At 39.6% G+C, this 12,683-nt stretch carries 9 protein-coding genes; 2 read left to right on the forward strand and 7 right to left on the reverse strand.

The annotated features are described in order from the left end of the window. Positions 1–69: 69 nt before the first annotated feature. Both D0T85_RS11540 and D0T85_RS11545 read left to right on the forward strand, forming a co-directional pair. A complete protein-coding gene (locus tag D0T85_RS11540; protein WP_163213430.1) occupies positions 70–1,365 on the forward strand; it encodes a phenylacetate--CoA ligase family protein in 1,296 nt (431 codons plus the stop codon). A 182-nt stretch (positions 1,366–1,547) separates the two neighbouring features. Continuing rightward, positions 1,548–5,324: a DUF4132 domain-containing protein gene (locus D0T85_RS11545; protein ID WP_163213432.1), complete on the forward strand. Its 3,777-nt coding sequence runs from the start codon at positions 1,548–1,550 to the stop codon at positions 5,322–5,324. Positions 5,325–5,423: 99 nt separating this feature from the next. Here D0T85_RS11545 and D0T85_RS11550 read toward each other — a convergent pair whose 3' ends face one another. The 7 genes from D0T85_RS11550 to D0T85_RS11580 all read right to left on the reverse strand — a co-directional run bounded on the left by D0T85_RS11550 (position 5,424) and on the right by D0T85_RS11580 (position 12,662). Next, complete coding sequence (locus D0T85_RS11550; protein ID WP_163213434.1) at positions 5,424–7,322, reverse strand: tol-pal system YbgF family protein; 1,899 nt, start codon at positions 7,320–7,322, stop codon at positions 5,424–5,426. A gap of 18 nt (positions 7,323–7,340) precedes the next feature. Then, the gene (locus D0T85_RS11555; protein ID WP_163213436.1) at positions 7,341–9,005 is read right to left on the reverse strand and encodes a KGGVGR-motif variant AAA ATPase; all 1,665 of its coding nucleotides are present in this window, start codon (positions 9,003–9,005) and stop codon (positions 7,341–7,343) included. Then, the gene (locus D0T85_RS11560; RefSeq protein WP_163213438.1) at positions 9,002–9,529 is read right to left on the reverse strand and encodes a helix-turn-helix transcriptional regulator; all 528 of its coding nucleotides are present in this window, start codon (positions 9,527–9,529) and stop codon (positions 9,002–9,004) included. The genes D0T85_RS11555 and D0T85_RS11560 overlap by 4 nt, the downstream gene beginning before the upstream one ends. Then, positions 9,516–10,169 (reverse strand): hypothetical protein, encoded by a 654-nt coding sequence (locus tag D0T85_RS11565; protein ID WP_239060702.1) that lies wholly within the window; start codon positions 10,167–10,169, stop codon positions 9,516–9,518. The genes D0T85_RS11560 and D0T85_RS11565 overlap by 14 nt, the downstream gene beginning before the upstream one ends. A gap of 146 nt (positions 10,170–10,315) precedes the next feature. Continuing rightward, positions 10,316–11,194, reverse strand: coding sequence for a beta-ketoacyl synthase chain length factor (locus tag D0T85_RS11570; protein ID WP_163213514.1), 879 nt, complete (start codon positions 11,192–11,194; stop codon positions 10,316–10,318). Next, a complete protein-coding gene (locus D0T85_RS11575; RefSeq protein ID WP_163213440.1) occupies positions 11,194–12,348 on the reverse strand; it encodes a beta-ketoacyl-[acyl-carrier-protein] synthase family protein in 1,155 nt (384 codons plus the stop codon). Before D0T85_RS11575 ends, D0T85_RS11570 begins: the two co-directional genes overlap by 1 nt. Next, a complete protein-coding gene (locus D0T85_RS11580) occupies positions 12,345–12,662 on the reverse strand; it encodes a phosphopantetheine-binding protein (protein ID WP_255495698.1) in 318 nt (105 codons plus the stop codon). Before D0T85_RS11580 ends, D0T85_RS11575 begins: the two co-directional genes overlap by 4 nt. Positions 12,663–12,683: the final 21 nt, after the last annotated feature.

A 12,683-nucleotide genomic window follows, 5' to 3' on the forward strand; every position in this document is an offset into this window, starting at 1 on the left:
TCTTTAGCTGACGGTTAATAGGTCCTACTAATTATGAACATTTACTCAAGGTTGTTATTAAGTAAAAGCATGAACAAGATTCCCGAAATACAATTTAAGCCGGCAGATGAAATCAAGGCATTTCAGGAAAAACTCCTCAATGTACAACTGGCATATCTGCAAACAAATTCTGCCTTTTACCAAAAGATGTTTGCCGATTATAACATCGACATCAACCGGATAAAGACAATTGAAGATCTAAAACAAATCCCGGTAACAACCAAAACCGACTTGCAACTACATAATCAACAGTTTTTATGTGTAAACAAAAACAAGATTATTGATTATGTAACCACATCGGGTACATTGGGAAATCCTGTAACATTTGGCCTTACATCAAATGATCTCGATCGGCTTTCGTACAACGAATACCTTTCGTTTACCACTGCAGGATGCACCCCCGATGATATCCTTCAACTAATGACCACCATCGACCGCCGCTTTATGGCTGGCTTGGCTTATTTTCTTGGTGCCCGCGAACTGGGAATGGGCATTGCCCGTGTAGGCAACGGTATCCCCGAATTGCAATGGGATACAATTAACCGTATTCATCCTACCTGTGGAATGGTTGTTCCGTCTTTCTTAATTAAACTGATTGAGTTTGCCGAAAAAAACAATATCAATTACAACCACTCCTCATTACGGAAATGTGTTTGTATAGGCGAAGCACTACGAAACCAGGATTTTACTCTCAACACATTGGGCCGCAGAATACACGATAAATGGCCCGAATTACAACTACATTCAACGTATGCTTCTACCGAAATGCAATCGTCGTTCACTGAGTGCAGCGAGCTATGCGGCGGACATTTGCAACCCGAATTAATTATCGTTGAATTTCTGGACGACGACAATAACCCTGTAGCCCAAGGCGAAGCAGGCGAAGTTACCATTACCACACTGGGTGTAGAAGGCATGCCGTTGCTACGCTTCAAAACCGGAGATATTTGTTATCATCATACCGAACCGTGTGCATGTGGCAGAAACACGATACGCCTTTGTCCTGTATTGGGCCGAAAAGGGCAAATGATAAAATACAAAGGCACCACACTTTATCCGCCGGCACTGTTCGACATACTGGATAGTATTCCTGCTGTTATAAATTATGTTATCGAAGTTTACACCAATGATTTGGGTACCGACGAAATTCTGATTCGTGTGGGTAGTGAAGTAAAAAGCGAAGCATTCGAAAAAGAAATTAAAGACCTTTTCCGTTCAAAGGTAAGAGTAGCACCAACTATTTCGTTTGAATCGGCAGAGTATATTTCGAAAATACAAATGCCGCCAATGAGTAGAAAAACAATCAAGTTTATCGATTTGAGGTAGAAAAAAAACTTCAATGTCTTAAGTAAAACACTTGTCTTAATAACAATCGGCTAATAATCAGCAATTTAAAGAAATGGACTGTCTTAACTTTTAAGGCTGTTTGTCTTGTGTTGTACCCCCGTTGTTTCTATATTTGCAGTGCAACTGAATTATTGTAATTGCATTAAAATATAAAGAACAACATGAAACGAACTTTTTTCTACACCGATGCAAAGTCCAACAAGTTTTGGAGCATCGAAGTAAACGGAAACTCTTTCACCGTAAACTATGGTAAAACAGGTACCGATGGTCAAACACAAACCAAAGACTTTGCCGACGAAGCAGCCTGTCAAAAAGCAGCCGACAAACTGGTAGCCGAAAAAACAAAGAAAGGCTATGTTGAAGAAGGAAGCACAGCACCTGCTGCAACCGCACCGGTAACTCAACCCACACCGGTAACTCAACCCGCCCAGGAAACTACCGAACCCGAACCAGTTACCGAACCCATTGAAGAACCCGAAGAAGAGCCCGAGGAAGAACCCGAAGAAGAACAAAAGAACCTCAACATCAGCATATTTGTAGAAAAAGAGCTTGTAAAACACTACAATAAATGCATTACTACCCCGCTCACTGATGAGCAAATGATTGCCTTAGATAAATATGTGTATACAGGAGACGACGAAGCCGCCAGCATACTACCACCAGTAGAGAAAATTCCACACGAAGACAACCCTGTGTATTGTGTTAAATATGATGATGAATACAAAAAAGAAGGCCCTGCCCTGGGAGAATATGCAGGTTTGCTCTATGCCAAAGGAGGACAAGACGAAGCTCTCTATCTTTTGAGCCATTGTAACTCCAAAGCAAATCTCAATATCAAAGGTTTTGGTGTTGTACAGCAAATAGAAAGACTCCTCTACAAGTTATACGACCAGATTAGTGATGAAGACATTGAAAGATATAAAAATCAACTTAATAAGTTATTTGAATCTAATCCGGCCGAATTCGACGAAGTTACCACCAAGTGCTATCAATTGTCGCGTCTTAGAGCATCGTCATTCCTTTATCTGAAAGATACCAGTAAATATGGTCCTATCCTTGATGCCCTGATGGATGAATTCAACGAAGACGCTGATCGCAATGGAATTGAATTACTATTCAATTCGTGTGCATTGTGTGAGTTTAAACACCAGAAACTTAACGATAAGTATGCCGAATACTTTAGAAAGCGTCCGAGAGCAGCAATAAATCTGTTAGATTACAATCAAAGCTTCTATCCCAACTTCCGCGACGAGAAATACAACAAGAGCTACGATACCCGGAACAGCACCGCTGCCCAATACAACTACGCCATGAATATGGCCAAACACATCGGTCTGGAAGATCTTCACTTGTTGCGTGGTATCTACAGCGATGGCGGGAGGTATGATATGAAGGATGTAATACTTTTCTTCAAAAATTATCCAACAGAACTCATCATTCAGGTGTATCAATACCAAATGGAGAAGCTAGAACAGGCAAACCATGTTAGTGAACTGTTTGTACACTTCTACCAAATACTTGGCAATGCCGATAAAACACCACTTTACGATGCTGTAGTACCCAAATTAGACAATTATCTGAATAGTTACATAACCATGCGATACAATGTGGGCAATGAAAATTCAGAATATGCAGATTACCACAACGACCTGCGCGCTTACTTCATTGATGGCGATCGCACCCGTCTGGCCAAATTTGGTTCGAAAGAGTACTACGATAACGGTCAGGTGTTCCGTGAGAACGGCTATTATGAAATATTCGAATTCCTGGGGCTTGTAGTTGATTTTCCACCCGCAGCTAATATTGTGCGCCCAATCATTCAGATGGCTGCCGTTAGTGGGCAATCACGTCATATCGCCTACTTTGTAAAAGGTGCCACGGCTGCCTACGGATGGGATGCTGAGAAGTTAAACGACTTTATTATGGAAGGCTTCAACAGTGGGTTTGCCACTACGTGGGGAATGGTAACTTTCTACGATGAAATACTTATATCGGATGTAGAGCATAAATGCGATACCATACATAACACCCAGGCTATATCGGATATGTTTATTCCCGGAGCCCGTGCCTTCCTTACACAGCATCAGGATGTAGCATACGATTATGCTACTTATACATCGCTAGGGTATAATATTGGTTTTATACATGCACTTTATACCGACAACCCCGATGCCAATCCCCAATTGTTGGTAGATTTACTTAAAGTAAAAAATAAAACACTGCGTACCAAAGCAATAAAATACCTGCCTGCGTATCCATCTGCACGTCCTGCAGTAGAAGCACTGCTTAACGAAAAGCGCAAAGATATTCGCGAATGGGCCGAAAAAGCACTGGCAGCTCTCGAAAACCTCAATGCAGCCTCATTGAGTGGAGGTCAGGCCGGAATAGCCGATGCTAACTTCGACATTGCTGCTTATGTTAAAAAGAGCACTCCCAAGAACTGGCAAAAAGCATTTGTTCCCAGTTGGCAAAGTAACCAAACTATTGCCGACCCTAAAACATGGCCAGTGGTACACAAAGCCGGAACTACCGAACCTGCCGAGCTTGATTATGTGGTTTGTTACATTGCTGTCTATGCGTTGGATAAGGACATGAAGAAGATGCTCTACCCCGAAAAAATGCGTCCTTACTTTGAAGAGGCCGACCTTAAGGCACTTGTTCTCTATTTATTTGATGAATGGCTGGAAGTTGGTGCCGAAAGCAAGAGTAAAGGTATCATGACCCTTGCAGGTATACACGGTGGAGCCGAAGGGATACAGAAACTGAAAAATGCTGTAACCAAGTTTGTGTATGGCTCACGATCGGCAATGGCAGGCGATGCTGTAAAAGCAATGGCGGTATCGAACTCACGTATTGCTCTTGTTGCAGTAGACAACATGGGACGCACCCACCGCAACAAACTGGTGAAGCGTATAGCTGGCGAAACCATGGAAGCAGCTGCACAATCATTAGGCATCACCACAGAGCAGCTTGCCGATAAGATTGTTCCTAACCTTGGCCTCGACGAACGTGGAGAGATGATTCTTGATACTGGCGGACGCAAATTCTTTGTAAAACTTAAGGGTAACCTCACAATTGAGTTGAAGAACGAAGATGGAAAAGAACTTAAATCATTTCCGGCAACCACTACTAAAGATCATCTTGAAATGTACAACGATGCAAAATCCGACTTTACTACCCTGAAGAAAGAACTCAAATCGCTTGTTGCCATGCAAAACCTACGCTTGCAACAAAGTTTGGCTAAAGGTCGCATCTGGGATAAAGAAGGTTTCGAGGAACTGTTTATCCAGAACCCCATTATGCAGATATTTGCTATCTCACTTATCTTTGGCATTTATAAAGACGGTAAACCTGTTACTACTTTCCGTTACTCGGGCGATGGCAGCTATGCCGATATCAACGACGATACATTTATCTTACCCGACGATGCAGAGATTCGTTTAGTGCATCCTATTGAACTGTCGGATGAGGATAAAAAACAATGGAAGGAACAACTGGACGACTACGAAGTGTTGCAGCCATTCCCACAACTTCTGCGCCCAACATTCAGCAATGCTGATATTACCGACCAAACTTACGATGCCTTTGCCAATATATGGGTAACAGGTTACTTTGGCACCCGTATGTACAAAAATGGTTGGGAACGTGATCCATCGGGCGATGCCGGCTCTTACTATTGTTTGTATTATATCGGCTCTGAATATTCTGTTTGTTTAGACTTTGCCGACGGGGCAATCTGTATAGCTTATCCCGACAATGAAAACATAAAACTTGGCTCATTGTATTTCTGCAAAACAGCAAATGTACAGGTTAACTACAGGGCAAATGTACATAATAACGATATTGTGCCTCCGGCAGAAATACCTGCACCATTCTTTAGCGAAGTAGTTTATATGCTTCAACAAGGGGTAGAGGCTTGCAAAGAGAAAGACGAGTAATGTTATTTACGATTTGACGATTTACAATTTACGATTGAAGTTACATAGTGTACTGAGTAACTTCAATTGTAAATCGTAAATCGTCGAATCGTAAATTTTCTATCCTAATACCTCATACTCCTTCTTCAAAAACTCCTCCAGCTCTTTTGCACTATTAAACCCTAGTTTCTTATACAACCGTTGTTTATACTTATACAAGCTGGTTACTTTATAATTCATTATAAGGCAAATATCATTTGTTTGTATATCAAGCAAAAACAGGCAGCACCATAAAATATCATTGAAGCTAATCTCCGGATACTGTGCTTTCAGTTTAGCCGGGATATTATTCAGGGTTTTATTCATTTTACTTATAAACCGATCCTCCGATTCAAACAAAAGCACTTCATTGTAGATACGTTTTGTAAGCTCTTCGCGCTGCTGGAAATTGGCTGCTTTCCACTTATCCTGATAATTCAACCGGGTTTGTGCCAGTTGCTCTTTCAACTCTTCCAGTTGTTGATACTGCTTTTCTATCAATTCCTGTTTTTGTTGTTTATTCTCTTCCTTGGTAACCTCTAACGTCTTTTTATACTTCTCGGCATGTAACTTTTGTTGCTTGTTTTTTTGCATAAACCAATGAACAAGAAAACACAGAAACACAAGAATCAATACTGCCGATACTACAATGAACAAACGTTGCATCTTCACTTTCTGATGTTCTTGTCCCAGATAATACAGCCTTCTTACATCATCAATATCACTTTGTTTACTCATTGTATTTATCGAATCGAGTAAAAGGTTATGCCGTTCCATATACTGCAAAGCAACTTCATTGTTTCCTGCTTCTAATTCAATATCTTTCAGCTTTTGCAAACATTCAACAACAGTATAAATATCATTGCCGAATTCTTCGATCATTCTGTTATAATACACCTTTGCCAAATCGTATTCCTCCATTTCATGGTATACATCGGCTATCTTAAGCAACCGTCTGTCGTGAGCCAAAACAGGATACTCTAAACTTGCATGTAAATAATGCAATACCGAATCGTTCTTTTCCTGTAACCAGAATATGAAGCTGATATTCTCTAACGCATCACCAATAAAAATAGAATCGCACAATGTACCGATAATCTTCCGGTAACTCTGTTCCGAGTTCTGGTAATCTCCTTTGGCCATATAAACAGATCCCATTTTACTATTTACCCTGGCAATACCATTTGTATTGGCTGTTCGACTGTAGTAATAGGCTGCCTGGCGATAATACATTAAAGAGTTTTCAATGTTTTGTTGATGAATACTTAATGTTCCGAATGCCGAATACAGTTTCCCCAATAAATTGTAATCGCTCTCGTAAATATCTGTGCTACTGAGGTATTGGTGCATTTCTTGTGGAAAGTTCATTAACAACAACTGTACTTCGGGAGGTAGGAAATAGTAACAATCTACAATGCTATACGATTGTTTGTAGCTGTTTTTTTGTGGTACTGGATAATTTGCACTTTTCCGCAAATAGTACATTGTTGAATCGTATTCTGCTTTTAAGCCGAGAAATATTGCAGTTTCTTCTAGTGCGCTTCCTATCAGGGTTGAATCATAAGGCAGATTGGTGACTTCGCGAAAGCAATGCTCTGTTTCTTCTAAATCGTTCAGCATTAAGCAAGCCAGTGCTTTTCCTTCTAATAAAACTGTACCTGCACGCTCTGTATTTCCAGCCTTTTTAAAATAGCCGATGGCCTCGTTGTAATATGCTAAGGACTTTTCTTTTTCCAGATGAAAGCTGCTAAATGTGCCTAGCGCATAATGTAATTCACCTAACAGGTCGTAATCGTTCTTATCGCAAACTTCAATTCCCATCAGTAAATTGTTTACGCCTTTAGGGTTGTAATCGCCCGATTGCAAATACATTGTGCCCGATTGCAAATACGCTCGGGCTAACGAATGGGTTGTATCTTTCTTTGCAAACTGACATGAGGATACTATCAATAGGAATGTCAGATAAAAGAGTTGCCTCATACACATAGCCAAAGATAGTTAAGACTCTAATTCTTTAAGAATATCTTCTCTCCCATATATTTCCAAAAGTTCGCGGAAACGGCTATCGGTGTATAGTTGATGGTATATGGCTTTGGCTTCTTTATCATGCGACAGAAAGTTTTTATTTAACTCCAATCTTAATGCTTTTTCAAAATTAAGATAGAACTCGTTTATGTCTTTTTGAGAATATCTAATCTCGGCAAGTGTTGCATATAAAAAAGGATTATTAGGACTAAATTCCAGCGCTTTATAAATGTCATTTAATGCTTCTTCATAGTTCCCTCTGATTCTGTTGAAATTAGCTCTTAAGTTAAATGCTTCATGCGAGTTTGGAAACAAATCAACATACTCATTAATCGCATTTTCTTTTTTCTTTGTATATGATAAATCGTCCTCAAATATAGCGTTTATGTATAAGTCGTAAAAAGACGGATTTAAACAGCTAAGGTCTTTAATATCATTTACTACATTTGTATAATCTTTTAATTCGTAATAAATTATAGCTCTCTTTATCTTTAAATCAATGTCTCTTTCGTCAAGTTTAATTGCTTGATTAATATTACTTAATGCTATTTCATATTTCTCTCTATTAAAGTATATTATGCCCAATCTGTCATAAAACCTGGCATCTTTAGGATTATATTCAATTGCTTTCTTTAGAAAGACTATAGCATCTTCCGATTTGTCGGAAAATTTTAGAGACTTCTTGAAGTAGCTTTCCGCCTTTCTAACCTTTTCAAAAAGAGCCTTTTCTTCTACCGAGAAGTCGTTCAATGTAATTCTATTAAATAAGTTGAGGTATTCTTCCTGAATGTAGCTTTTGCTTTTCTCTTCGTTTAGCAATTCCTCTTTTTCATAATCATCGTTTATTTTAATTTTTTCATTCCACTCCAAGTCTCTGTCCGAGTGTATAATTATTAAATCTTCTGGATTTATCAGATTGGTATGTGTATTACATCTCAATAAAAGATTTTTTGTTGTTATCTTCTCTTTAGTTCTTTCTTCAACCGTTTTGGGGTAAGGCAAACGGGTAAGCGCTAAAATAATGTCTTTTTTTTGTTTTAGCGTTTCTTGTTGGCTTTGAATACTTTGTAGTATTCTTTGGCAGCCTTTTTTATTCTCTTCGTTGTTTGCTGCAAGAAGAATAATCTGGTCGGCCAAAATAGATAATGTAATACTGGAAATCTCGGTAATCCCTGTGCGGGTATCAATCAATAAATAATCGGGTTTTATATCTCTTCTTATTTTTTCTTTCAAATCAATAAAGAAGTCAATGCCTTGAGAATCTTCTTCGTAAAACATTTGATACCAGTTGATGGCAGATAGTTTTTTCCAATATTCGCCTGTATCTATGTTTCCAGCCGGAATAAAAGTAAAGTTTGGCTTTTTACGAGATACAAACGATTTTGATGGTAGCTTGCAATAGAATTCGGTAGATATAGTAGGCAACAGATTTTGGTTTACCGAAAATTCGTATATATAGTCTACTATCCCTTTATTTATTTTACATGCATCGAATTTAGAATGAAGCCCGGGAGCCTCCAAATCAAAATCGAGCATACATACCGACTTACCAAATTCTGTAAGGCGTGTAGCTATGTTTGATAAGGCGAGAGTTCTACCTACTCCCCCTTTATAAGAATAAAATGCTATTGTTTTCATGAAAGATCGTTTATGGCTAAAAGTTGTTTTGCCGAATGAACAATTTGCTTATAGTTTTTGATTTCATCAGAATTTGGTGTGATGAAATTATAGGATGTGTGAAATTCTTTTCTTAAGATTATCTGAACATCCAATGCTTCGAGCAATTGCAAAATACGCTCAAAGCTTGCTGTAAGATAATTATCCTGCTCATACCGTTGTATTTGTTGAGGATGCAGATAGAGCAATTCTGCTATTTTAGTTTGTGTTTGTTTTGATGCTATCCGGAAACTCATAATAGAGTTATTCATGTTGTCTTTGTTAGAATCAAATTCCAGTGTTCTTAATGCATCCGAGGTGAGCTTTTTGTAATCACTTACTTGTGATTCCAACTTTTGAAGATGTCTTTTCGAACTCTTTAATTGTAATTTTAGCTCAGTAGGGATATTTTTGTCAGCCTTAATAACCTCAATATCCGAAATGAGTTCTTTTAATAAAGTAATTTCCTTTTTTGCTCTTTTATATTGTTCGTTATTTGTTATCATAATTTGCTAAAAATAATCTGATTATACCTTTTTTTGTTTTACCCTCAGTTTCTTTACAGTTCTGAAACCATTCTAATATAGTGGGCATCCCTTCCTTATGCGTCATTTTTGTATGGGCATAATGTACTTCTCCTTCAAAATAATGCTTCTGTGTTTCAGAGTCTGATTCCAGAAGTGAAGGTTCTGCTTCTGATAGAATTCTTTCTCTTTCAGGATGATTGGTATCATAACATGCATCATAATCATTTGGATTTAATTTATGTCCCGAAATGAAACTACCATCCAGATATATAATATTTATTTTCAGGCTTAAACAAAAACCAATTAGTTCTTGTAATCCACTTATTAGTTTTTTTCTTTTATTGCTGAATTCAAAACGCTCAACAACTTCGCTTATTGTAGCATCGTGGATACCTTCCGGAAGATATCCACTCTCTAAAAAATCGGGTATCACAGTGTTATTTAATCTAATTACGGAATAATTTGCTGTAAATATAACCATTTTACAACAAATTCGTTGTAAAACAAGTGTTAAATATATATTTAAATGGAATAAGAATATCTTCTTTATCCTTATTCCATCCATCCCCCAACCCAATTCCATCCATCCCCCAACCCAATAGATTCCCTTTACGTACACCTGGGTGTTAACCCTGCGTACACCCGGGTCTTCACATCTTGAACACCCGGGTCTACAGACTATGAACACCCGGGTGTATACGGTATGAACACCCGGGTGTACTCAAACAAATGCTACTGCATTTTCAAAAGAGATCTGGTAGTATTTTAATTAAAAGAAAGTAGGATAAACGAATGATTCTTATTCCATTGATTATAAACCAAAGCATACCTTTTGCCTCCGCATTGGGCCGACAATGTTTTTGCTGTATGCCACAAGGCAAAGGCAGATGCAGTATGATATTCGCCACATAACTCTTTATACATACATTGCTTGACATGAGGCAGTAATGGGGTACCTTTATTTGCTGTAGCAATGAAACAGATATCGGTTTCTGTTAAGTTAAAAGTTTCCAGATATGAAGTAAGATGTTGCTTTGTTGCTTGTTCATCGCCAGTAAACATATACGGAGCGTAAACCGTAGCAATTGTATCTGCATCGGCTTGCCCGCTTAATAGAAAGAACTGACTGCCTTCGCCGGCATTGTATGTACGATATAATCCCAGGCGATTTTGAATGGCATAGCCTGTGGGAGTTATTTCGTCGAAAGCACCTACCAATACACGTTTGTTTCCTTCGGATATGCGCAGGATTCCATCGAGCAGTGCCGATTCGAAACTAAAGTTGCGGTGGGCATACGTAACATTGTACGAATGGTTTTTGCACATCAAAGCAATTTGTGCCCCCACAGTATTGAAAGTAGATTGTATAAATGCAGTGGGATTAAGAAGTTGTTCGTTATTGTCGAGCAGATTGTTCATGAACTTCTCTGTATCGGCCAAACAACCAAGGCCTGTAGCTGTAATAATAGCCTCAACATCTTCGGTAGGATATCCTGCTAAGCATTCCAGTCCGCTGGCAACTCCCATTTTAACTACACGGCTCATGCGCCTGCGCAAAGTAGGGTTAGGAATAAGTTCTTTGTAATCCGGTTCTTCTGTTGCCGAACAGATGGAACTCATTTTCTGTATGTAAACAGGTGAAATCATAACGATGCTTTTGAGAACAATAAACTGGAGTTACTCCCTCCAAACCCAAACGAGTTAGATAGAACATGCTTAATTTTATTCCCCTCACTGAATTGTGTTACAGGAACAAGCATTGTTTCTTCGGCCGGAGTTGCGAAATTGAGGTTGGGATACATATAGCCGTTATAAACGGATAACACGGAATAAACAGCTTCGATACCTTCGGAAGCGCCCAATGTGTGCCCAATGAAAGATTTAACGGAGCTGAACGGCGGAACGTTTTCGCCAAACAATCGCTTAAGTGCTACCCCCTCGGAACGGTCGTTGCTGGGTGTGCCTGTACCGTGAACGTTGATGTAGTTTATTTGGTGTGCATCAATGCCGCTACATTGAATAGCCCGAAGCATTGAGCTATAAGGGCCATCGCCATCGGGCGAGCTCCCTGTTTGATGGTAGGCTTCATTAACATTAGCATACCCGGTTAGCTCACAATACGGATCACGATTGAGGCTATGTTCTGCTTGCAGCACCACATAACCGGCACCTTCGCCCAGGTTAAGGCCTGCACGCGAGTGGTCGAATGGGCGGCAGTGTTCTTTGTCCAGTATCATCAATGAGTTGAAACCGTTCAATGTAAACCTGCACAAAGAGTCGGTTCCTCCGGCAATAACAGTATCAAGATAGCCGGCCTTAATAAGTCGCGCCCCCAGCATAATGGCATTAGCAGCCGATGAACAGGCGGTGCTGACCGTAGTTCTGAAACCTGTTAGTCCCAGATGCCGGGCAATTTGTTCGGTACTGTCGCCGCAATCGTGCGAAATTACATCTCGCAGCCGGCCTTCGTTCGGATTGTTGCGGAAGGGGATATAGAAGTTTTCACTTAAATCCATTCCTCCCACCGAGGTAGAAGAGATCAGTCCAACCCTTGAAGATAGTTTGGTAATACCGCAATCCTTAAGGGCCTCGGTTGCTGCATGTATTCCTAACAGTGCAGTACGCGAAAGAGATTTTTCGTTGGCAAGCTTTACTTCCGATACGGGTACATCCAGAGCGGTGGGAAAAAGAGTTACTTTACCCATACCATGTTTACCTTCACGGAGTGAGGTGATGTTTTCCGTCACATTGAGCCCAATCCCCGATATACAGCCTATGCCTGTGACGTATATTTTCATGCTTTACCGTTAGCAGTAATATGATTGGCCAATGTACGGATAGAGTAAAAGATTTCTTTCCCTTTGTTTGGGTTTTCTATCTTGATGCCGTAGTGTCTTTCGAGGATTAAAATAATTTCCAGAGCATCAATCGAGTCAAGGCCAAGACCTTCGTCACCAAATAAGGGTGCATCGGCGTCGATATCGGCTGGGGTTATTTCTTCCAGGTTTAACTCTTCAATCAGTTGTTCTTTTAATTTCAATATTAATTGTTCCATAGTTTTGAGTTGAGAGTTGAGAGTTGAGAATTGAGAGTTGAGAGTTACATGCCGCATGGTAACTCTCAATTCTCAACT

Source organism: Bacteroides sp. 519 (assembly GCF_010500955.1).
Lineage (GTDB): Bacteria > Bacteroidota > Bacteroidia > Bacteroidales > Bacteroidaceae > Bacteroides.